At 57.8% G+C, this 23,118-nt stretch carries 20 protein-coding genes and 2 riboswitches; of the genes, 10 read left to right on the top strand and 10 right to left on the bottom strand.

All coding sequences use genetic code 11. The features are described 5' to 3' along the window. Positions 1–405: 405 nt before the first annotated feature. Entirely contained in the window at positions 406–978 is a 573-nt protein-coding gene (locus QRN85_RS19865) for a CarD family transcriptional regulator (RefSeq protein ID WP_062590247.1), read from the top strand. Positions 979–1,062: 84 nt separating this feature from the next. Here QRN85_RS19865 and QRN85_RS19860 read toward each other — a convergent pair whose 3' ends face one another. The 7 genes from QRN85_RS19860 to QRN85_RS19830 form a co-directional block, all read right to left on the bottom strand. After that, positions 1,063–2,586: a M48 family metalloprotease gene (locus tag QRN85_RS19860; RefSeq protein WP_502870812.1), complete on the bottom strand. Its 1,524-nt coding sequence runs from the start codon at positions 2,584–2,586 to the stop codon at positions 1,063–1,065. A 277-nt stretch (positions 2,587–2,863) separates the two neighbouring features. Continuing rightward, positions 2,864–3,583, bottom strand: a complete 720-nt coding sequence (locus QRN85_RS19855) for a thiamine ABC transporter ATP-binding protein (RefSeq protein WP_284759850.1) — start codon at positions 3,581–3,583, stop codon at positions 2,864–2,866. Beyond that, positions 3,580–5,196, bottom strand: a complete 1,617-nt coding sequence (thiP, locus tag QRN85_RS19850; protein ID WP_284759918.1) for a thiamine/thiamine pyrophosphate ABC transporter permease ThiP — start codon at positions 5,194–5,196, stop codon at positions 3,580–3,582. The genes QRN85_RS19855 and thiP overlap by 4 nt, the downstream gene beginning before the upstream one ends. A 14-nt stretch (positions 5,197–5,210) precedes the next feature. After that, positions 5,211–6,224 (bottom strand): thiamine ABC transporter substrate binding subunit, encoded by a 1,014-nt coding sequence (thiB, locus tag QRN85_RS19845; protein ID WP_112961071.1) that lies wholly within the window; start codon positions 6,222–6,224, stop codon positions 5,211–5,213. 40 nt (positions 6,225–6,264) lie between these two features. Further along, positions 6,265–6,374, bottom strand: a riboswitch (TPP riboswitch). 44 nt (positions 6,375–6,418) lie between these two features. Then, complete coding sequence (locus QRN85_RS19840; RefSeq protein WP_284759849.1) at positions 6,419–6,811, bottom strand: VOC family protein; 393 nt, start codon at positions 6,809–6,811, stop codon at positions 6,419–6,421. Positions 6,812–6,897: 86 nt separating this feature from the next. After that, positions 6,898–8,724, bottom strand: coding sequence for an ABC-F family ATP-binding cassette domain-containing protein (locus QRN85_RS19835; RefSeq protein ID WP_284759848.1), 1,827 nt, complete (start codon positions 8,722–8,724; stop codon positions 6,898–6,900). Between the two features lie 3 nt (positions 8,725–8,727). Further along, the gene (locus tag QRN85_RS19830) at positions 8,728–9,378 is read right to left on the bottom strand and encodes a thiamine diphosphokinase (protein WP_284759847.1); all 651 of its coding nucleotides are present in this window, start codon (positions 9,376–9,378) and stop codon (positions 8,728–8,730) included. Positions 9,379–9,469: 91 nt separating this feature from the next. Continuing rightward, positions 9,470–9,546: riboswitch (SAM riboswitch) on the top strand. Between the two features lie 77 nt (positions 9,547–9,623). Between QRN85_RS19830 and metA the strand changes: the two genes are divergently transcribed. Next, positions 9,624–10,550: a homoserine O-acetyltransferase MetA gene (metA, locus tag QRN85_RS19825; protein WP_284759846.1), complete on the top strand. Its 927-nt coding sequence runs from the start codon at positions 9,624–9,626 to the stop codon at positions 10,548–10,550. A 71-nt stretch (positions 10,551–10,621) separates the two neighbouring features. Further along, positions 10,622–11,644: an aldose epimerase family protein gene (locus QRN85_RS19820; RefSeq protein ID WP_062590234.1), complete on the top strand. Its 1,023-nt coding sequence runs from the start codon at positions 10,622–10,624 to the stop codon at positions 11,642–11,644. Between the two features lie 29 nt (positions 11,645–11,673). On the opposite strand, the gene mtgA is transcribed toward QRN85_RS19820, so the two are convergent. Beyond that, complete coding sequence (mtgA, locus tag QRN85_RS19815; RefSeq protein WP_062590232.1) at positions 11,674–12,420, bottom strand: monofunctional biosynthetic peptidoglycan transglycosylase; 747 nt, start codon at positions 12,418–12,420, stop codon at positions 11,674–11,676. A 169-nt stretch (positions 12,421–12,589) separates the two neighbouring features. Between mtgA and QRN85_RS19810 the strand changes: the two genes are divergently transcribed. The 4 genes from QRN85_RS19810 (at position 12,590) to ispG (ending at position 17,047) form a co-directional block, all read left to right on the top strand. Further along, positions 12,590–13,486, top strand: coding sequence for a polyprenyl synthetase family protein (locus QRN85_RS19810; RefSeq protein ID WP_284759845.1), 897 nt, complete (start codon positions 12,590–12,592; stop codon positions 13,484–13,486). Positions 13,487–13,633: 147 nt separating this feature from the next. Continuing rightward, positions 13,634–14,428 (top strand): DeoR/GlpR family DNA-binding transcription regulator, encoded by a 795-nt coding sequence (locus tag QRN85_RS19805; protein WP_284759844.1) that lies wholly within the window; start codon positions 13,634–13,636, stop codon positions 14,426–14,428. A 22-nt stretch (positions 14,429–14,450) separates the two neighbouring features. Then, positions 14,451–15,635 (top strand): MFS transporter, encoded by a 1,185-nt coding sequence (locus QRN85_RS19800; protein WP_284759843.1) that lies wholly within the window; start codon positions 14,451–14,453, stop codon positions 15,633–15,635. Positions 15,636–15,796: 161 nt separating this feature from the next. Then, entirely contained in the window at positions 15,797–17,047 is a 1,251-nt protein-coding gene (ispG, locus tag QRN85_RS19795) for a flavodoxin-dependent (E)-4-hydroxy-3-methylbut-2-enyl-diphosphate synthase (protein ID WP_062590227.1), read from the top strand. A gap of 49 nt (positions 17,048–17,096) precedes the next feature. On the opposite strand, the gene QRN85_RS19790 is transcribed toward ispG, so the two are convergent. Further along, positions 17,097–17,711 (bottom strand): TetR/AcrR family transcriptional regulator, encoded by a 615-nt coding sequence (locus tag QRN85_RS19790; protein ID WP_284759842.1) that lies wholly within the window; start codon positions 17,709–17,711, stop codon positions 17,097–17,099. 69 nt (positions 17,712–17,780) lie between these two features. On the opposite strand from QRN85_RS19790, the gene QRN85_RS19785 reads away from it, so the two are divergent. The 3 genes from QRN85_RS19785 (at position 17,781) to QRN85_RS19775 (ending at position 19,476) form a co-directional block, all read left to right on the top strand. Next, positions 17,781–18,272: a cupin domain-containing protein gene (locus tag QRN85_RS19785; protein ID WP_284759841.1), complete on the top strand. Its 492-nt coding sequence runs from the start codon at positions 17,781–17,783 to the stop codon at positions 18,270–18,272. Positions 18,273–18,285: 13 nt separating this feature from the next. Then, the gene (locus QRN85_RS19780; protein WP_284759840.1) at positions 18,286–18,708 is read left to right on the top strand and encodes a DoxX family protein; all 423 of its coding nucleotides are present in this window, start codon (positions 18,286–18,288) and stop codon (positions 18,706–18,708) included. A 102-nt stretch (positions 18,709–18,810) separates the two neighbouring features. Continuing rightward, positions 18,811–19,476 carry a YiaD family glycine zipper/OmpA-like lipoprotein gene (locus tag QRN85_RS19775; protein ID WP_062590221.1) on the top strand — a complete coding sequence of 222 codons (666 nt, stop codon included), beginning with the start codon at positions 18,811–18,813 and terminating at the stop codon, positions 19,474–19,476. 87 nt (positions 19,477–19,563) lie between these two features. On the opposite strand, the gene pyc is transcribed toward QRN85_RS19775, so the two are convergent. Further along, a complete protein-coding gene (gene pyc, locus QRN85_RS19770) occupies positions 19,564–23,025 on the bottom strand; it encodes a pyruvate carboxylase (protein WP_284759839.1) in 3,462 nt (1,153 codons plus the stop codon). Positions 23,026–23,118 lie beyond the last annotated feature (93 nt).

Here is a 23,118-nt window from a genome sequence, read left to right as displayed (position 1 = left end):
GGTAAATTTATTCGATTGAATTCGCGACATTTTATCGTCGGCCTTCCCGCGCAAGTATCAAACGACTCGGTTCTGCTGACGACCGCCACGCCTATTGTGACGGCATAGTCACGGTAGAAGCAAATTATTGATTTCCACGTATTTTTGTGATAGACCAGAAAAACTGATCCACAGCGTGGCATTTGCGTGCCCAGAAACACCACGAAAGCAAATCATCACTTGCACGCGGTCTCCGTGACATATCGATTGTTTGTGTTGTCAGCCTCCGGGTTGCGAGATGAATTATTTTTGAGTGCACGACTGTACCAGTACGAAGTCACCTGACGGTTTCCCCCGTCTCATCCGGGCCTGACCGACCCGACCCCGGAAATACCGGGTGTATGTAACAGGGAGTTTTAAGAACGAATGACGACCCAGCAGAAGAAATCTCCAGCGCGTCACGGTTTCAAGACCGGTGAAGCGATCGTTTATCCCGCTCATGGCGTCGGTACCATTTCGGCAATTGAAGAACAGGAAGTTGCGGGCATGAAGCTCGAACTGTTCGTCATTGATTTCGAAAAAGACAAAATGCGCTTGAAAGTTCCTGTGGCCAAGGCTGTCAGCATTGGTATGCGCAAGCTTTCCGAAGGGGATTTCGTCGAGCGCGCACTGAAGGTTGTTCAGGGTAAGGCTCGTGTAAAGCGCACCATGTGGTCGCGCCGCGCGCAGGAATATGATGCCAAGATCAATTCCGGTGACCTTATTGCAATCGCAGAAGTGGTTCGCGACCTTTACCGTGCCGAGAACCAGCCGGAACAGTCCTACTCGGAGCGCCAGCTGTACGAAGCTGCTCTTGATCGCATGGCTCGCGAAATTGCGGCCGTCAACAAGATGTCCGAAACGGAAGCTGTTCGTCTTGTTGAAGTGAACCTCAACAAGGGACCAAAGCGCGGCAAGACCGTCGAAGAAGAAGACACGCAGGAAGAAGAAGCCGCTTAATCAGCGTCATTTTCAAATCAAAAAACCCGGCTTTCAATCGGCGCATGTTCCAAGAACATGGCCGCATTGAAGACCGGGTTTTTGTTATTCAGAGATGATCTTCACGCGATCACCGGCTTGCACGGTCGATGTTGCGCTCATGGCATTGAGCACACGGAACAGTTCCACCTTGCGATCTGTGCCCATCATACGGGCAGACAATGAAGCGACCGTGTCCCCTGGCTTCGTCGTGACCACCCTGACTCGAAGCGGCTTAAGCGCGGCAATTTCGGTGGGTGTCATCTTGCGGAAGCTTGTGCGCAGAATGTTTGCGACGCCATCCAGCTGCGGACTGCCCTTCGGCACCGCCGTCAGGAACCGGAAAATCTGCTGACCGACGCGGATGACGGTCACGTCGAAATCCCATTTATCCGCAGTCGCGCGTGCCGTTGCGGCAGGCAGGCCGTTGATCTCGGTTTCCCGTACGGTGTCTGGAACCAGTCCAGCGACCCAGCCGCTTGTGAGATAGTTGGCGAGCGTGGTCTGCTTGGGATCGGCAACGCCATCGAAGCGAATGGCCATCTCGCCAGGTCCTGTGGCAAGAACCGCCTCCACCTTGTTGTCGATCTGGAAGCCTTCCGGCACATCGAAGCGAATGCCGAGCGTTCCATGCAGGAAGGTGTTGCCACGGACATAGCCCTCCTGCGGGCTGTCGCCATAGAGAAGTCCATCTATGCCATTGAGGAACCAGTCCCGCCCCTTGTCGCCGACCTGGCCTTCCTGACCGAAGGCGCGGGCGTGCCTGCGCGCCAGCTCGATGCGTTGCGGCGTGTTTGGGTGGCTGGAAAGGAAGTCGAGGCTTTGATCGCTGTCCGGATCAGCCGAGGTGAAGCGGGCATAGGCCGCCATTGAATCGAGGAAACGCGGCGATGCAAAGGGATCGTATCCCGCTTCTCCCAACATACGCACACCGATGACGTCCGCCTGCAATTCCTGCTGGCGCGAAAAGGCCGCAAGACGCAGCTTGCCACGGGCGAGCGCCTGCTTGCCGGCGAGGTCGCTTGAAAGCACTTCTGCCACGACCCTGCTGGCAATGACTTCCGCCTCTTCGCGACGTTGGCGCTCAATGCCGTGGTTGGCGGTGACGTGACCCATCTCATGCGACAGGACGGCCGCGACTTCGGAAGCATCATTGGCAAGCGCCAGAAGACCGCGGGTCACATAGAGATAGCCGCCCGGCAATGCAAAGGCGTTGATGGCAGGAGAGTTGAGAATGGTGATGCGATAGGACTGTTGTGGATTCTCAGAAACGGCGGTCAGCGCACCGGCGATACGCGCGACAAGGCGTTCCATCTTGTCGTCGTGATATTCACCACCATAGCTGGCAACGATGCGCGGATGCTCACGGGCGCCCATCTGCGCGCGCGGATCGTTCTTCTGAACCTGCTCCACGGTTTGCGGATTGTCCGAGGGCTTCAGTGTCGATTGATAGGACGGGCTAAGCAGAGATTGGCAAGACGACAGCACGAAGCTCGCTGTCGCCAGCGCCAGCCCTCTTCTTAATGCCTTGCCCCTGTGCCATACATTGTGACCGGAGGTGTGGCTCTGCTGAGCCTTCACACACGTCATCATTCTGCTCGTCTGCTCCTAACGTTCCTGATCATCCGTTAATTGCAGACCAGAATACCATAACGCCCCCAAGGGCACTTGAATGCGCGAACAACGAAAATGATCCATCATGCAAAGACGTTTCGAGGGGAAGATTGTTCGCATAATACTTCAAGCAGTTATTCAAAATTCGCAAGTGCAAAAATGGTGCATCGCCTCTCTGTTTTTCAAGGCTTGACAGTGCGTCGCGTCGAAATTGTGACGCGACGTCGAAGAGATGCGAGCGTTAAGGCAACAATCAGACATGGAGAAACATGCTGATCTCCTCGATATCGGTCGCATCGAAAAAATTCTGAACGCTTCCTTGAAAGAGAACGCGTCCGTTGGAGAGGAAAACAACGGCGTCTGCCAGACGACGTATGTCATCGGGATGATGTGTTACTAGCAGAATGCTGTTGCTCATGTCTTGATGAAGGGCCTTCAGCAAATTGGCCATGCCCGACCGCAAACCCGGATCGAGAGCCGCAAAGGGCTCATCCAGCAACATCAACGGGCGCTGCCTTACCAGAGCTCGGGCAAGAGCAGCCCTTTGTCGCTCTCCGCCCGACAATGTCGAGGGCAAGCGCTTTTCGAAGCCTGAAAGTCCAACCTTCTCAAGCGCACCCTTGATTGCGGCTTTGTCCGAGTTCGACAGGGACAGCGACGGGCTGACACCGAGCCCGACATTGGTCACGATATCGAGGTGAGAAAAGAGATTGTTGTCCTGAAATATGATGGAGACGGGCCGCTCTGCCGGATCGAGCCCCGCCATCTCGCGCCCCTCGATAAGAACGCGCCCTTCGCCGGGGTTCTCAAAACCGGCAACGAGATTAAGCAGTGTCGACTTTCCAGATCCCGACGGCCCCACCACGGCTGTAATTTTTCCGCGCTCAAACGCGCAATCCAGCAAAAATTGCTGTTGTCCAAGTTTCAGTGAGACATTGTCGAGGCAGGCTCCCCAATCCGCAGGATTCTTCATACAATTGCTTTCATTGAACGACGGGAAACGCCGCCTGCGGCAAGGACAAGGCAGATGACACCGAGAATGAAGGCGTAACCGGCAGCATCCTGTGTTCTGTAACTTCCCATATTGCTGTAGACCAGCCAAGGCAGGGTGACAAAGTTCTCTGATCCAAAAAGCGCAACCGCACCCAGGTCGCCAAGCGAAAGCGCCATCGCAAAGAAGAACGCCGTTGCGGTGGGACGCCACAGGATCGGCCAATCAACAAACCGGAATCGCGATATTCCACGAAGACCCAGCGCGGCAGAAAGCCTGCCGGTGCGCGCATCATGGCTCAGGAATGCCGGCTCGATAACGCGCATTGTAAAGGGCAGCGACATCAACATATTGATGATGGCGACGATAACAGGTGCAAACGCCGCCACATCGCCGAAGGGCCGCAACAGCAGAAACCAGCCACTTCCCAACACGACGGGCGGTACAAGCAGGACGAGAGATGAGCCTGCGCCCATCAGAACAAGAAACGCCTTCAGGCTCAAACCGGCCTCTCTGCGCAGAGCAATGGCATGGCGCGCGCGCACAAGCGCATAAGAGGCAAAGACGGCCAGCAGCCCGGAAAAAAGCGCGATCTGAAAGCTTGTCGCCGCCGCCTGCAGGAAAGTGGGGGCAGAAAGTAACCGCCACAGATCCGCTGAAACGCCCGCAGATGCGACCGCGCACAAGGGAGCCCCGACCAGAAACAGTACGGAAAGAATGACAGCGCTGTCCCACAAGCGAGGCCCCGCTTTTCTGCCATCCATGCGCAGCAAGGGACTCTGGCTTTGTCTGTCGGGCTCGGCCGAGGGTAGCAGCGCGAGCAAGGCCAGCAACGCCCCTGTCATGGCGATCTGCATCACCGAAAGCGCGATTGCGCGCGGTGGATCGAAATCAAACCGCAGCGCCTGATAGATCGCCACCTCGATTGTCGTGGCCGCAGGTCCCCCGCCCAACAGCAAGACGAGGGTGAAGCTTGTTGCACAAAGCATGAAGATAAGTCCTGCGACCCCTGGCAAAATTCGTGCGACGGCAGGCCATTCCACGAAGCGAAATGTAGCAAAAGGTCCAAAGCCCAGCGCCGAGCCCATGCGCCAATATTCTCCCGGCACCGCCTCAAGTCCGGCCAGAAATAAGCGGGTTGCCAGCGGAAGATTGAAGAAAACATGGGCAACAAGAATGCCGGACAGACCGTAAATACTGACAGGCGCGTCCAGACCCGCAGTCTGCGGAAGCATATTGAGGACACCCTGCCTGCCCCAGATCGATATCAGTCCAAGCGCGCCGACAATGACCGGCAAGCCCATGGGAACCGCCATCAGGCGGATGATCCATATGCGACCGGGGAAGTTGCGCTGCCGGGCAAGTGCCAAGGCCACCAGCAATCCAAGCGCGACGGACAGCACCGTCGAAAGCATCGCCTGCCAGAGCGTGAAGCGCAGTATCCGCCATGTATAGGCATCGATCAGGCCAACAGACGCGGCGCTGACGTCAAAGGACAGAAGCGCATAAATTGCAAGCCCGATGAAAAGGACGACAGCGGTAACCGTCGCGGCCCCGCCAAAGATGAACCATCGGCCTTCCCGGCGTCCGACCATGACCTGCTTCGATCCTACTTGACGCTCATTGCCGCGAGCCACTCATCGATCCAGGCCTTGCGGTTGCGGGCGACATCCTCCGGCGACATCAGAAAGGTCTTTGATGGCTGCACCAGCTTGGAGAACGCAGCAGGCAGGGGCGCGGAGGTCGGTGCCACCGGCATCATCCAGTTGTTTTCAGGAATGGTGTCCTGGAAGCCGGAGGTGAGAACGAATGCCAGAAACTGCTGCGCCAGCGCATGTTGCGGGGCATTCTTCAAGACACCGGCAACTTCGATCTGGATGTAGTGCCCCTCATCAAAGGCGGCAGCCTGATATCTTTCACTATTTTCCGCCACCATGTGATAGGCAGGCGACGTCGTATAGGACAATACCATCGGCGCTTCGCCTTTGGTAAAGAGGCCGTAGGATTCAGACCATCCGGGTGTGACCGTCAAGATGCGGTCCTTAAGCTTCGCCCAGGCCTGCGGCGCCTGATCGCCATAGACCGACTTGACCCAGAGCAGCAGGCCGAGACCCGGTGTCGAGGTGCGCGGATCCTGAATGACGATTTTCTGGGCCGGATCGCCCTCGACCAGTTCCTTCATACTTCTCGGCGGCGTTTTCATCACCTGCGTATCGTAGACAACGGCGAAATGGCCGTAATCATAGGGAACGAAGACATCGTCCTGAAAGCCACCCGGCACCTTCGCCGCAGACGCATCGACCCCGGATTTTTCGAAGAGCCCGGTTTGCTTGGCTTCCGCAATCAGGTTTGTGTCGAGACCCAGAACGACATCCGCTTTTGACGATGGACCTTCCAGCTTCAACCTGTTGAGAAGCGCCACACCATCGGCTACGCCGACGAAGTTGAGGGTGCAGTCACACGCTTTCTCGAATGCGGCCTTGACCTTAGGACCGGGGCCCCATTCCGAAACAAAGCTTTCATAGGTGTAGACGGTGAGCGTCTTCTTGTCCTGCGCGGCGGCAAGACCAGGAACCATCACCGATGCCAGCATCAGGCCATGAAGGAAAATACGACGGAACATCAAAAGCACCTCCTCAAGCGACAAGGGGAAAAGGGCGTCTTGATGGAAGCCGTCTAATCCCTCCGCCGGTGTTAACCGGATCAGGTTCTTCGGGTTGGCAGAGCCTCTCAGCCTTGTCCGTGTCAGAACAAAGCACCCCGTTAGATCTGCCGAAGATGTAGTGCCTCAGGAGAGAATTAGCAAGACGGCAACGTCTAGGCCGGGGCGCTCATATGGACCAGTTCCCAGACATGGCCATCGGGATCCTGAAAGCTACCCGCATACATGAAGCCATGATCCTGCACGGGCTTCCACTCCGCCCCGCCATTGGCCAGCGCGGCGGCGATCATCTGGTCGATCTCTTCACGGCTAGAGGCAGAAACACAGGTGAGCACCTCCTTGGCGCGCATCGCATCGGCAATGTCGCCATTGATGAAATCGCGGAACCGCTCCTCCTGCAGCAGCATGACGAAAATATTCTTCTCTATGATCATACATAGCGTGCGATCATCCGAGTATTCAGGATTGAAGTTAAAGCCAAGCGCGGTGAAAAACGCCTTGGATCTTGCGACATCCTTGACCGGAAGGTTGACGAAAATCATGCGCATGTCTGGCTCCTCCGCTGCAACAGAAAACGCGATCTGCGTTACTGTCATAGATGGTGCCGTGACGCCGTCGCCGCAATGAGGCCCGTCTAGCTTTCGAGTTCCTCACGCAGCATCTCGAGTTCCAGCCACTCTTCCTCCATCGTTTCGAGCTTCTGGCGAAGCTTCGACATCTCATCGGCAAGCGTATTGAAGGCCGCCGGATCTTTGGTGAAGAGGTTGGGATCAGCCATACGTTGCTCGCGCCGGGCGATTTCTTCCTGCGCCTTCTCCATCTCCTTGGGAAGATTTTCCAGCGCGAATTTCTGCTTGAAGGACAGCTTCCCCTTGGCTTTCGAAGGCTCGGCAGCGGAGTTGGACGAAGCGGAAGCCTTGGCCTTTTCCTGCTTTTCGGCCTTTCGCTTCTCGTCCGAGGCGCCCTTGCGCTGCGCCATCATGTCCGAATAGCCACCTGCATATTCAATCCAGCGACCGTCAGGCGCATCCGGATTGGCAGGAGCGATGGTGGAAGTCACCGTGCGATCAAGGAAGTCGCGGTCGTGGCTGACGAGGATGACAGTGCCTGCAAAACCGGCAACAATCTCCTGCAGGAGATCAAGCGTCTCGATATCGAGATCGTTGGTGGGTTCGTCGAGGATCAGAAGATTGGTCGGCCGTGCCAGAATGCGCGCCAGCATGAGACGTGCGCGCTCGCCGCCCGAAAGATTACGGATCGGAGTTCTGGCCTGTTCCGGCTGGAACAGAAAATCCTTCATGTAGCCGGTCACATGCTTCAACTCGCCATTGACCAGCAGGTTTTCACCACGGCCGTCGGTCAGATAATGCGCCAGCGTATCGTTGGGGTTGAGATCCTCACGCTTCTGGTCGAGCGTCGCAATCTCCAGATTGGTGCCAAGCTTGACCCAGCCGCTATCCGGCTCCAGCTGACCGGTCAGCATCTTGAGAAGCGTCGTCTTTCCCGCACCGTTGGGACCGACGAAGCCGATGCAATCGCCACGGTGGACACGCAACGAGAATGGCGTGACGATAGGCCGATCACCATAGGACTTGGTGATCGCATCCGCTTCGATCACCAGCTTTCCGGACTCGCGCCCTTCCGTCACGGTGGCCTGAACCGAGCCCTGCGGCCCCTTGTGCCCGCGATATTCAGCCCGCATGGCCTGCAATTCGCCCACACGCCGCATATTGCGCTTGCGCCGCGCAGTCACGCCATAGCGCATCCAGTGTTCTTCGCGCTCAATGGCCTTGCCGAGCTTGTGCTGCTCCAGCTCTTCCTCTTCGAGCACCTTGTCGCGCCATTCCTCGAAATGCGCGAACCCGCGGCTGAGACGCCGCGCCTGGCCACGATCCAGCCAAACAGTGGCTGTGGAGACCTTTTCAAGGAAGCGCCTGTCATGCGAGATCAGGACCAGGGCACTTCGCGTCTGCTGCAATTCGCTTTCCAGCCATTCGATTGTCGGCAGATCCAGATGGTTGGTCGGCTCGTCCAGCATCAGAATGTCGGGCTCTGGTGCCATGACGCGCACGAGAGCAGCGCGGCGAGCTTCGCCGCCAGAAAGGCTGGACGGATGCTCCTGCCCGGTCAGACCGAGATGTTCCAGCAGATAGGTGACGCGATAGGCATCGTCGCCAGGGCCAAGACCGGCTTCGGCATAGGCCTGAACCGTCTCGAAGTCGGCGAAATCAGGTGCTTGCTCGAGATAACGGATCGTAGCCGAAGGGTGACGGAATATCTCACCGGACTGCGCCTCTACGAGACCCGCCGCGATCTTCATCAGCGTCGATTTGCCCGAACCATTGCGGCCGACAAGGCAGATACGATCCCCCGGCTCCACCTGCAGATTGGCACCGTCGAGCAGCGGAGTAACGCCGAAGGTGAGCTTGATATCGTCGAGTTTCAGAATAGGGGGTGCCAAGGTTCAGGCTCCGGTCAAATCATAGGGACGGGCGAGCACGATGGCCTTGCCGCTTTCAAGACGAAGGTGCAATGGCCCCTCCGCCACGTTGGAAATAGTACGGGACGAGCCAAAAGCAAGCGCAAAATCCGTCAGGGGATAGCGCGCATTCCTGATTTCGAGACCCGACAGCGCCGTAAAACCGGCGACAGAAAACAACGATCCTGCCGGCAGGTCGAGCGTGCGTTCCCCTGCCAGCAAGGGATAGGCTTCCTCCTCGCCGGATGTCAGAGTGACATCGATGCCGCTTTCAGCCAGTGAAACGGCATAGAGCAGATGGAACAGGGCGTGATCCGACCGTTCGCCGGAGAGTGCACCCACCAGGGTCAACCGGGCGGCACCGCGCTCGATGCTCTCAGACACGGCAATTTCGCCATCGGTCACACCTTTGGACGCGGGAAACGGCCTTTGCGGCACATCAGGCCACCGTGCCAGGAGGTCCCTGTCGGAGGAATCGAAGTCACCCACCCATAATTCCGGCGTCAGACCGAGAGGCTCGGCGTGACGCATTCCGCTATCGGCCGCAATCACGCGCGTGTCCGCCACTGCTTTTCGCAGACGATCCGTGACGGTGATTGTGCCGCCGAGAAGTATGGTGAAATGGGTAGGCGTCATTCCCCTGCCATAGCCCGGATCGGTCACGGATGGAAAGACACAAACGCCGGATTGGCCTGCGATATTGATTTTCTGGCCGCGCGGGATTATGACACCCGTCAGTGGTGATTTGCCGACCGGCTTGCAGCCACTTTAAAGAAGTCGCTAAAGGGTCGAGGAAAAAGTCAATTTCCGAGGACCGGTTGCGATTTCGCCACCGGTTTTTTTGTTTTCACGGCCTACGCCGCCATGGAAGTGAGTTTGACATGCCAATCAAGATTCCCGATACGCTTCCCGCTTTCCAGACCCTCGTGAATGAGGGCGTGCGGGTCATGACAGAAACGGCAGCCATCCGTCAGGATATCCGCCCGCTGCAGATCGGGCTGCTCAACCTCATGCCAAACAAGATCAAGACCGAGATCCAGATGGCGCGACTGGTGGGCGCATCGCCGCTGCAGGTTGAACTCTCGCTGATCCGCATCGGCGGACACCGCGCCAAGAACACCTCGGAAGAACATCTGCTTTCCTTCTACGAGACATGGGAAGAGGTGAAGAACCGCAAGTTTGACGGCTTCATCATCACCGGCGCACCGGTGGAAACGCTGAACTACGAGGAAGTCACCTACTGGGACGAAATGCAGAAAATCTTCGACTGGACACAGACCAACGTCCACTCGACGCTGAATGTCTGCTGGGGTGCAATGGCGGCAATCTATCACTTCCACGGCGTGCCGAAGCACGAGTTGAAGGAAAAGGCATTCGGCGTCTACAGACACCGCAATCTTTGCCCATCCTCGATCTATCTCAGCGGTTTCTCCGACGATTTTCAGGTTCCGGTATCGCGCTGGACAGAAGTGCGTCGCGCCGACATCGAGCAACATCCGGAACTGGAAATCCTGATGGAATCCGAGGAAATGGGCGTGTGTCTGGCCCATGAAGCCAAGGGCAAGCGCCTCTATATGTTCAATCACGTCGAATATGACTCGACGTCGCTGTCGGACGAGTATTTTCGCGATGTGAATGCGGGCGTCCCGATCAAGCTGCCGCATGATTACTTCCCGCACAATGATCCGACCTTGAAGCCCCTCAACCGTTGGCGCAGCCATGCCCACCTGTTTTTTGGCAACTGGATCAATGAGATCTATCAGACCACGCCGTACGAACTGGAAGCGATCGGCACGGGCAGAAAGTAATTCAGTGATTGCGAAGGGTCGGAAAATAACGCAACGTCCGGCCCGAAACGATCGATTGGGAGAGTATCGCTATGCTGGAAGCCGGGACACGTGAAAACTTCGGATTTACGCCGACGGGAGAAAAGGTCGAGCGCGTGGGCATTGCTGCTGGCGGATTGAGTGCCAATGTCATGACATGGGGCGCCGTCATCCAGGATCTGCGGCTTGAAGGCCATCAGCCGCCGCTTCTTCTCGGCTTCGAAAATTTCGATGACTATCCGAAATATTCCTCCTATTTCGGCGCCACACCCGGCAGAAACGCCAATCGTATTGGTGGCGGCAAGTTTTCCATCGATGGCAAGGCATATCAGCTGGAGCTGAACGAAAAAGGCGTTACCCACCTTCACGGCGGCAGCGACAATATCGGCAAGCGCAACTGGATGATCATGGAACATGGCCCCAGTCATGTCGTGCTGCAGATCATCGATCCCGATGGCCGCGCCGGCTATCCCGGGAATTGTGCTGTAACGGCAACGTACACAATTCGCGAGGGAGGCGTTTTGTCGGTCGTTTACGAAACGACGACCGATCAGCCCACGCTCGCCAATGTCTGCCAGCATTCCTATTTCAATCTGGACGGCGCGGAATCGGCGCTCGGCCATGAAATCGAAATCGCCGCCGATCATTACCTTCCCACGGACGAGCGACAGATTCCAACCGGTGAAATCCGCGCCGTTGACGGTACTGTCTTCGACCTGCGAAGCTCGACACCGATGCGCCGCGAGATCGATGGTGCACAGGTTGGTTATGACCACAATTTCTGCCTTTCAGCCCAGCGCGTGGCAAAGCGCAAGGTGGCACGGCTTTATGCACCTGCGTCAAATGTGACGATGGATGTGCTGACAACCGAACCGGGTGTGCAATTCTACTCTGCCTTCAAGCTCAACGTCGCCGTTCCCGGGCTTGAGGGCCGCCACTATGGGCCATCGGCAGGCTTTTGCCTGGAAACCCAGATCTGGCCGGATTCGGTCAATCACGAAGGCTTCCCGGATGCGGTCCTGCGCCCCGGCGAAACGCTTAGGCAGGAAACGGACTACGTCTTTACCAAGCGCTAGACTGGGACGTTGCCCTGACACATAGAAGCTTAGTCGAGCACACAGCTGACATAAGCGCCGGAACCACGGGCTCGTCTTTCGATGAGCCCGGCCAACCGCTGCATTCCCCGTCCCGGCTTGCTGGCAACGCGGTCAATCGGGTTGGGAAGCGCAACCGCTAACAATGCGGCCTGTCGGGAGCTGAGCTTGGATGCGGGTATCTTGAAGTGATATTGCGCCGCCGCCTCGATACCATAGATACCCGGGCCCCATTCGGCGACGTTGAGATAGATTTCCATCATCCGCTTCTTAGACCAGACGAAGTCGGAAACCACGGCCAGCGGCAATTCCAGCCCTTTGCGCAAAAAGGACCGGCCATTCCATAAAAACAGGTTCTTTGCCGTCTGCATTGGAATGGTGCTGGCACCACGGGTGGCTTCGCCTTCCAGCGCGCTGTTGACCACTGTCTGCATCTGGTTCCAGTCCACGCCGCCATGGGCGCAGAACTGACCGTCTTCGGACATCATGACCGACTGGACGAGGCGGGGCGATATGTTCTCAAGCGGCACCCAGCGGCGGTCATAACCCTGAAATGTAACGAGATCCGCCAGCATCAATGTGGAAACAGGACGCATGAAAGGCAGTGCATAGACCGGGATTAGCAGATAGGGCAACACAAGCAGTGCGATGACGACGAGCAAGGCGCGTCTGATGAGGCTTCGAACATCCACCTTCGGTTTTCTCCCGCTTTCGGCGAGCGTTTCATAATCCGTCTCGCTGTCCGGCGTACTGCTCAAAAAACCTGCCCCCACTTGGCTATGGAATAAAGCCTTTCATATTCCGCACCACGCATCAAGGCTACTTGCGATAACGAAGTTCCACAGCGACCTCACAAAAACGATTGCCAGCCATTTTTCCCCATGCGAAAGAGCCACCGTCACCTGACATGGTAAGGAAACTGGCAAGATGACATTCGAGACGCGGCTGCGCGACAATGCGGCAAGAACCGAAGCCTTGCTGGGCGAACTCCTTTCCGGCGATGCGCGCCCCGACGAGATTACCCGACCGGAAAACCTGCTGGAGGCCATGCGCCACGGCGTCCTGAACGGCGGCAAGCGTCTTCGCCCGTTTCTGGTCATCGAGACGGCAGACCTGCTTGGCGGCGACCCGACAGCGGCATTGCATGTCGGCGCGGCACTGGAATGCCTGCATTGCTATTCGCTCGTTCATGACGATTTGCCGGCAATGGACAATGACGACCTGCGACGCGGCCAGCCCACCGTTCACAAGAAATATGATGAAGCCACGGCCATTCTGGCAGGCGACAGTCTCCTGACACTCGCCTTCGACGTCATTGCCTCGAAGACCGACCTTGCCGACGACCGCAAGGCCGCACTGGTGCTGGCGCTGGCAAGAGCTGCCGGTATTGGCGGCATGGCGGGCGGGCAGGCGCTTGATCTCGCCGCCGAAAAAAAACCGCCCGATGAAGCCGGCATCATAACATTGCAGGCTATGAAAACCGGTGCGCTGATCCGCTTTGCCTGCGAGGCGGGCGCCATCATTGCTGGCAGCGACGCCGGTGAGCGGCAAAGGCTTCGGAGTTTCGGCGAAAAGATAGGCCTCGCCTTCCAGCTTGCAGATGACCTCCTCGACCTGACGTCTGATGCTGCCACCATGGGGAAGGCCACAGGCAAGGATGCCACCCGCGGCAAGGGGACGCTGGTTGCCCTCCATGGCGAGGCATGGGCGAATGCCCGCCTGCAGCAACTGGTGCAGGAGGCGGCTGATTTGCTGGCCCCCTATGGCACCCGCGCCGAGATACTGATCGATACTGCAAGATTCGTTGCAGATCGCAAAAGCTAGGACCTTCCTGTCCAGCGGCTTTGAACCGTCCTGATGATGCAGACTTGGGTTGGGTCCCGCGCCTGGCGCTGACCCAATATTTTCGCTTGAGAAAATATGAGTGCCGGGTTATCCATGTTTCTGCACGATTACTCCTGATGATGCCGGGTGACCAAAATCGATCATTTTGTCAGCGAAAGACAATCCGCAATTTTAGCCCAGCTCCGACAAAATGGTCGCGTGCTTGCGCAGGAACTCGCCCAGGATTTCGGCGTCTCGGAAGATACGATACGGCGGGATTTGCGCGAAATGGCAGCGCGTGGCGAGTGCCAGCGCGTCTATGGTGGCGCGTTGCTGACGCCCGGCACCACCGTGCCATTCAAGACGCGCCTTGCCGAAATGCCGGATCGTAAAGCCACTCTTGGCCAGACAGCAGCCTCGCTGGTGGAGAACGGCATGACGGTTTTTCTTGATGCGGGCTCCACCAATCTGGCCATAGCCAGACATTTGCTGCCCCATAAACTGACCGTGGTCACCAACACGCCGGCAATCGCCGCAGAACTGACCGGGCATGAAGGTATCGAGCTCATCATGATTGGCGGGCGGATCGACCCTGCGGTTGGAGCTTCGTTCGACACCACAGCTATTCGCCAGCTGGAGCAGATCAGACCCGATCTCTGCATCATCGGCGTTTGCGGCCTGGCCATGGAGCGCGGTTTGTGTGCCGATATCTACGAAGACTCCGTCTTCAAGCAATTGGCCTGCAATACGAGCGCAAGGACAATGGCGGCCATAACAACCGAGAAGCTCGGTGCAGGCGCGCCATTTCACGTTCGCACCCTTTCCTCGACGCTCACGCTTGTTCTCGAAAGCGATGCCGATGATGAGATCGTCGAGACCTTGAAAGACAGCGGCGCCATCGTCCACCGGGCGCCTCCCCCATCTCCCACACGAAACACCTAGCCATGATCGAAGGACCAGTCCGATGAACGGCACTGCCACGCAGACGACCGCCCGCCTGCCCTATATGACCCGCGCGCGCCTCGGCGTCGCACTGCTGTTTCTCATGAACGGCTTCATGATGGGCTCATGGGCACCGATGATACCTGAATTTGCAAGGCGGCTTTCGCTGAGTGAAAGCGCTCTGGGTCTTGTCATTCTGGTGTTCGGCCTTGGCTCTCTGGCCTGTATGCCGGTCGCAGGCTCCCAGATTGCCCGCTTTGGCTCAAGAACAGTCACGCTGGCCGTGGCCGCCGTCTTTGTGCCAACCCTGCTGCTGATCACGCTTTCGAACACGCTCTGGGCAGGGATCATCACCGTCTTCCTGTTTGGAGGACTGACGGGGGCGATGGACGTGGCGATGAATGCCAATGCCGTTGAAGTCGAGCGCAATATGCGCCGCGCGATCATGTCTTCCTGCCACGCCTTCTGGAGCCTGGGCGGCCTCATTGGCGCGGGCGTCGGCGGTGTGCTGATCAACAAAATCGGCATTTACGGCCACTCGGTCGCGCTGACCATCATCGCAGCGGCCCTTCTCGCCATCGCCTGGCCACGCGTGCTGGCAGATCGTCCACATCCGGAAGCGGAACGTCCGAAAGGTGGACTGCCTCTTACGCCCCTACCATGGATCATCGGCCTGATGGCGCTGTTCTCGATGATTCCAGAGGGCGCGATACTGGATTGGGGTGCTCTCTATCTGCGCAATGAACTTGGCGCATCGGTCACCCTTTCCGGCTTTGGCTTTGCGGCCTTCTCACTAACAATGGCCATCATGCGGTTTGCCGGCGATCTGGTGCGGGATCGTTTTGGGGCGGTGCGGACCTTGCAATTCTGCAGCGTCATCTCCATCCTCGGCCTTCTGATCGCAGGTTTTGCACCCAATTCTCTCGTTGCGATTATGGGCTTTGCCATTGCCGGTATCGGCATCTCGAACATGGTACCGATTGCCTTTTCCGCAGCTGGCAACATGCCCGGTCTGGCACCCGGCATCGGACTTTCGGTGGTCACCTCCATGGGCTATTCCGGCATTCTCGTCGCCCCCTCGGCCATTGGCTTCATAGCCGAACATACCGGCCTTGCCAGCGTCTTTGTCGGCCTGCCTCTTCTCCATGTCGTGGTTCTCATGCTCTCCAGACTTGCCCGTCACGCCGATGGAGCCAGCGGTCACTGAGACGGGAAGACGGCAAATTTCGGCGCGTATCATGACAGGAAAGGCAGGATCTCGAATTTTGCCATGATTGGGTTAAAGTAGGAGTTGATCGCTTGGATGTTGACAAGCAGCCTGCCTTGTACCACCTGAGACTAGACTTACCGCAATCGCCCGAGAAAAAAATGACGTCACACGCCGACTTCGATCCCACGCCGCGCCGCGCTTCCGTTGCTGTCGATGTCGGCGGCGTTATTGTCGGTGGCGGCGCGCCGGTTGTCGTGCAGTCCATGACCAATACCGATACCGCCGATATCGATGCGACAGTGCAGCAGGTTGCTGCCCTTTTCCGCGCCGGCTCAGAAATCGTGCGTATCACCGTCGACCGCGACGAAAGCGCAGCTGCCGTTCCAAAAATTCGCGACCGTCTTCTGCGGCTGGGCATGGACGTGCCCCTGGTGGGCGACTTCCATTATATCGGCCACAAATTGCTGGCCGATCATCCGGCCTGCGCGGAAGCCTTGGCGAAATACCGCATCAATCCTGGCAATGTCGGCTTCAAGGACAAGAAGGACAAGCAATTCGGCGATATCGTCGAAATGGCCATCCGCTATGACAAGCCGGTCAGAATCGGGGTGAACTGGGGTTCGCTAGATCAGGAATTGCTGACGACCCTGATGGACAAGAACAAGGAGGAGGGGTTCCCCCTTTCCGCCCGTCAGGTGACGCGCGAAGCGATTGTCCAGTCCGCGCTGATTTCGGCTGAAATGGCTGAAGATATCGGCCTGCCGCGCAACCGTATCATTCTGTCTGCCAAGGTCAGCCAGGTCCAGGACCTCATCGCCGTCTATTCGATGCTGGCCGCCCGCTCCGACCATGCGCTTCACCTCGGATTGACCGAGGCAGGCATGGGCTCAAAGGGCATCGTCGCATCTTCTGCCGCCATGGGCTACGTGCTGCAGCATGGCATCGGCGATACGATCCGCGTTTCATTGACGCCTGAGCCGAATGGCGATCGGACGCGCGAAGTGCAGGTTGCGCAGGAATTGCTTCAGGTCATGGGCTTCCGGCAGTTCGTTCCTGTCGTTGCCGCCTGTCCGGGCTGCGGGCGCACCACATCGACCGTCTTCCAGGAACTGGCGCAGAACATCCAGAACGACCTGCGCAAGAACATGCCGATCTGGCGCGACAAGTATCCGGGCGTCGAGGCTCTCAACGTCGCGGTCATGGGCTGCATCGTCAACGGACCTGGCGAGAGCAAACATGCAGACATCGGCATTTCACTTCCCGGAACCGGAGAAAATCCGGCAGCACCCGTCTATATCGATGGCGAGAAAGCCATGACCTTGCGGGGCCCGGAGATCGCCAAGGACTTCGAGAATCTGGTTGCGGAATACATCGAAAAGCGCTTTGGCCGAAAGACAGCCGCCGAATAAGTCCCCGGGCATAACCGGGGACAATATCTGACGCGGCACATGGTGCCGGTCATGATGCTTTGCGATCCGGGTCAGCCAAGGCGCTTGCGAGGACAGCTCTCGCCGTAAAGCGAAGCACCTGCTCGGCGTCCTTCGGCTCAAGTTCGCAAATGTCACGCATGACGATGACAGACTCGATACCCAGAACGAGAGAAAGCGAATGGACGAGCCGCTGAAACTGGGCTTGGGACAAGCGATCCTCAAGAGGGCTCAGCGTATCCCTCAGCCACGAAATACGGCGCCCTCCCCGGCGGTTTTTGTTCTGGCCATTTACAGAGGTGCCGAGCATGGCCCTGAAAACCGCTTCGTTTTCGAGGATCATTCCGAAAACATCTGACACAAGCTTGTCGAGTAACAGGCCAACCGTCTCGTCATCCGCGTCGTTTGCGGGGCGTTCCACCCCTATGCCAGTTGCAACACCGTCGAGCACGGCCTCCCTGATCATGTCGTCCGCTGTGGAAAAATAGCGGTACGCTGTAGCCCTTGATATGCCTGCCGCATCTGCCGCATCGGGCACGGACGGGTTGCCTCCCCCCTCTATGATCGCACGTGCTGAACGCAACAACTCAGCTCGGGTTCTTCGCTTCTGATTGACCCGCTCGAAACTTCTATCTTGACTGCTCATTCAAACCTCATTATGAGACATATATCTCATTACGAGTTATTGTATCATAAACATCTAGAGGTACAAGAGATGTCCGTAATTTCCGCAGGCTTATCTCATGCAGCGAATGCTTCACCCCTGACTGTTCATTTCCTTGGTAACATTCTCACTTTCCGCGCGCGCTACAACGACACGAGGAAGAACTTTACGGTGATTGAGGTGCTGACGGCACCGAACGCGGGGCCGCCTCCGCACACCCAGACGGATCAGGAGGCATTCCTTGTCCTTGATGGACTTTACGAGATCACAGTGGACGGCGATGTCAGACACTGTGGCCCCGGCGCCTTCATTCACGTTGCCCCGGGGTCCATGCATAGCTTCCGCAATATTGCCGATACGCCGTCACGCATGTTGCTGATCAATTTCCCCGGCGATCTGCACGAAGCTTTCTTTGAAACCACTGGAGACCCGCTTCCATCTGGCACAACGCAGTTTCCCGAGATGAAGGCACCCGACATTGCAGCAATCGTTCAGACTGCCGCGCAATTCGGTATCCACATTCCTGTTCCTGATAACGCGTGAAGGAGCCATCCAAATGATAGAGAAGATCCGATTTTCGCCGGTGTTCGCACTGGCTTCCCGCATTCTGCTCACCTTCATTTTCTGGTCGAGCGGGCTTGCAAAACTCTTTGATTTTCAGGCTGCAGTCGCTGAAATGGAGCATTTTGGCGTCCTGCCTGCGGCACCGATGGCGATGGCTGTCATTTTTGTGCAACTGACTGGCTCGGCACTGGTTATCTCTGGAAGGCACGTCTGGCTTGGTGCCGGAGCCCTTGCTGCCTTCACCATCATGACGATCCCGATCGCACACGCATTCTGGCAAATGACCGGTGAAAAGGCATTTATGGAAATGATGTTTGCGTTCGAACACATCACCGTCGTCGGTGGGCTGATGGTTGTCGCAACGGTAGCCACGGCTGTCAAAAGCGTGCCATCACACCAGCCATCGCTCGGTTGATCAGCTGTTTGAGAGGGCACCGTTGGACCGGGCCCTCCACCTTGTTATTGCCGTATTTCTTGCTAAAGGAACGGCGAGCGAAATGACGGGGATACTGATTCCATGCTGAAGAAAATCGCGATTGTCGCCATCTGCGCGACCTATCTTTCCGCCTGCACCACCACTGACCCATATACGGGTGAGCAGAAGGTGTCCAACATGGCTGGAGGCGCTGGTCTTGGCGCACTCGCAGGCGCTGTTGGCGGCCTTGCCATTGGTGGCGGCAACAAGGGCCGCAATGCCCTGATCGGCGCGGGTATCGGCGCTCTGGCCGGTGGCGCCATCGGCGGTTACATGGACAATCAGGAGGCAGAGCTTCGCCAGCAGCTTCAGGGAACAGGCGTTTCCGTGACACGCCGTGGCGACAGCATCGTTCTCAACATGCCATCCAACGTGACCTTCGCCACGGATCAGGATCAAGTCATCCCGCCATTCTACCCGACGCTGAACTCGGTTGCGATCGTGTTGAACAAGTTCAACAAGACCTATATCGACATCAACGGCCACACGGATTCCACGGGCAGCCTGGCGCACAATCAGGGCCTGTCCGAGCGCCGCGCAGCGTCCGTTGCCAACTATCTCGGTGAACGTGGCGGTGTGGACCAACGCCGCATCTCGACCATGGGCTTCGGCCCATCGCAGCCCGTTGCCTCCAACGCGACTGCCGATGGCCGCGCCCAGAACCGCCGCGTCGAAGTGCTGATCTCGCCGCTCACGCAAAACGGCTAATCGGTAAGCGTCCCGCTTCGATCCGCAAAGCGGCAGCCCATAAAAAAGCCCACCTCTCGGTGGGCTTTTGCATTTGCGCAGTCCGGATCAGTCGGCAAAGCCGACCAGCAAATCCTTGGCATCGATCTGATCGCCGGGCTTGACCAGCACTTCGGCCACCTTGCCGTCGCGCTCTGCGTGAAGCGCCGTTTCCATTTTCATCGCTTCGATGGAAACCAGCACATCGCCTGCCTTTACATCCTGTCCCTGATTGACGAAGACGCGGGAGATGACACCCGGCATCGGTGCGCCCACATGGGCGGCATTGCCGGGTTCTGCCTTGCGGCGCACGGCAGAACCGGAGGCACCATGGGCACGATCCGGAACCTTGATGCGGCGCGGCTGGCCGTTGATCTCAAAGAAGACGGTGACCATGCCCTTGTCGTCGGTGCCTGATGATGCCTGGTTGACGACGACAAGCGTCTTGCCGCGCTCGATATCTGCAAACAGTTCCTCGCCGTCTTCCATACCGTAGAAGTAAGCATGGGTCGGCAGCACCGAAACCGGACCATAGGTTTCCGAAGCCAGTGCAAAGTCAGTGAAGACCTTCGGATACATCAGATAGGATGCAAATTCGAAGTCATCGACGGCGCGCTCAAGCTTGGTTTCGATCTCTTTGCGCTCTGCTTCGAGGTCGGCATCGGCCAGAAGCGAGCCCGGACGCACGGTGTAGGGCTTGTCACCCTTAAGCGCTTTTTTCTGTAAGGCCTCAGGCCAACCGCCCGGCGACTGGCCGAGATCACCCTTCAGCATGGAGACGACCGAGTCCGGGAAGGAGACTTCCTTATCCGGGTTTTCCACATCGGCCACCGTCAGATCCTGGGAAACCATCATCAACGCCATGTCGCCCACCACCTTGGACGATGGTGTCACCTTGACGATATCTCCAAACATCTGATTGACGTCTGCATAGGTCTGCGCCACTTCGTGCCAGCGGCTTTCCAGCCCAAGCGAGCGGGCCTGCTCCTTGAGATTGGTGAACTGGCCGCCCGGCATTTCATGCAGATAGACTTCCGACGCCGGTCCCTTGAGATCGCTCTCAAAGGCGGCATACTGGCCACGCACCGCTTCCCAGTAGAAGGAAATGCGACGGATCCATTCCGTATCAAGACCCGTATCGCGCTCGGTGCCTTTCAGTGCCTCGACAATAGAGCCAAGGCATGGCTGCGATGTATTGCCCGAAAGCGCATCCATCGCCGCGTCCACGGCATCCACACCGGCTTCCACCGCCGCAAGCACGGTTGCGGCCGAGATGCCGGACGTATCATGCGTGTGGAAATGGATCGGCAGGCTGGTCGCTTCACGCAACGCCTTGAACAGAACCCGTGCGGCAGCTGGCTTCAGCAATCCTGCCATATCCTTGACGGCGATGATATGGGCGCCCGCATTCTCGAGCTCGACGGCGAGGTTGGTGTAGTATTTCAGATCGTATTTCGGACGGGCCGAATTCAGCAGATCGCCCGTGTAGCAGATGGTCGCTTCGCAGAGCTTGTTCTCTTCTGCAATCGCATCCATCGACACCCGCATATTCTCCACCCAGTTCAGGCAGTCGAAGACGCGGAACAGATCGATGCCGCCCTTTGCCGCCTGACGGACGAAATATTTGACGACATTATCAGGATAGTTCTTGTAGCCAACGCCGTTGGCCCCGCGCAGCAACATTTGCAGCAGAAGGTTCGGCGCACCTTCACGCACCAGCGCCAGACGCTCCCACGGGTCTTCGGTCAGAAAGCGCATGGATACATCGAATGTCGCGCCGCCCCAACACTCCAGCGACAGAAGCTGCGGCAGGGCCTTGGCGTAAACGCTGGAGATGCGGGCTATGTCATGGGTGCGGACGCGGGTTGCGAGAAGGGACTGGTGGCCGTCGCGCATCGTCGTATCGGTGACCAACACGCGCTTTTCATTGCGCATCCACTCGGCAAAACCCTTTGGTCCAAGCTTGTCGAGAAGCTGCTTGCTTCCGTCAGGCGTCGGCTGGTCGATATAGGGCACGATGGGTGCGGGCGCATTGGCTGCAGGCTTCACGCGACCCTTCGTTTCCGGATGACCATTGACGGTCACATCGGCAAGATAGGTCAGCAGCTTCGTGGCGCGGTCCTGGCGCTTGACCTGCGCAAACAGTTCCGGCGTCGAATCGATGAAGCGCGTCGTGTAGGTGTTGTCGCGGAAACTCGAATGGCCGATGATGGCCTCAAGGAAGGTCAGGTTCGTTGCAACGCCACGAATACGGAACTCACGCAGCGCGCGGTCCATTCGCGCGATAGCCTCATCCGGCTGCGGCGCCCAGGCCGTGACCTTGACCAGCAGCGGATCGTAATAGCGGGTGATGATCGCGCCCGAATAGGACGTGCCGCCATCCAGACGAATACCGAAGCCCGAAGCCGAGCGATAGGCGGTGATGCGGCCATAATCGGGAATGAAGTTGTGCTCCGGATCTTCCGTGGTAATGCGGCACTGAAGCGCATGCCCGTTGAGGCGGATGTCCTTCTGCGCTGGCACGCCAGATTCCGGCGTCCCGATCGTTTCACCTTCAAGAATGTGAATCTGCGCCTTGACGATGTCGATGCCGGTCACAACCTCGGTCACCGTGTGCTCGACCTGAATACGCGGATTGACCTCGATGAAATAGAACTTGCCGGTGTCGGCGTCCATCAGGTATTCGACCGTGCCCGCACCGACATAATTGGTGGCCCCGGCGATTTTGAGCGAGTAATTCGCCAGTTCCTGCCGACGCTCTTCGGAAAGGTAGGGTGCCGGAGCGCGCTCGACCACCTTCTGGTTCCGGCGCTGGATAGAACAATCGCGTTCGAACAGATGCACGACATTGCCGTGGGTGTCGCCGAGAATCTGGCTTTCCACGTGGCGAGCACGTTCCACCAGCTTTTCGAGATAGACCTCGTCCTTGCCGAAGGCAGCCTTTGCCTCGCGCTTGGCTTCGGTCACCTCGCGCGCCAGGTCCTCCTTCTTGCGGATGGCGCGCATGCCACGACCGCCGCCGCCCCATGACGCTTTGAGCATGACCGGATAGCCGATCTCTTCGGCCATCCGCTCGACTTCGGCCATATCGTCCGGTAGCGGCTCGGTGGCGGGAACGACGGGCACGCCGACGGAGATGGCAAGATTTCGCGCAGCCACCTTGTTACCAAGACGGCGCATCGTATCTGCCGTCGGGCCGATGAAGATGATCCCGGCCGCGTTGCACGCCTCTACAAATTCCGGGCTTTCCGACAATAGACCATAGCCGGGATGGATGGCATCGGCGCCCGAAAGCTTGGCAACCCGGATGACCTCCTCGATCGACAGGTAGCTTTCGATCGGCCCCATGTCCTTGGTCAGATGCGGGCCGCGGCCGACCTGATAGCTCTCATCCGCCTTGAAACGATGTAACGAAAGCTTGTCTTCCTCCGCCCAGATGGCAACCGTTTTTATGCCAAGTTCATTGGCAGCACGAAACACGCGGATCGCGATTTCTGAACGATTGGCGACAAGGATTTTCGATATTTTCAAGACGGCCTCCCAAACCAGACAAGCACACATATATGCTGCAGCGCGAAATTAAGCAGTAAACTTCGCGCTTGGAAAGGGCGTTTTTGCCAGTCT

The organism is Agrobacterium sp. fls2-241-TYG-188a, assembly GCF_030209845.1.
Note: the sequence above shows the minus strand (reverse complement) of the source record. Positions and strands in the feature narration are given on the sequence as shown.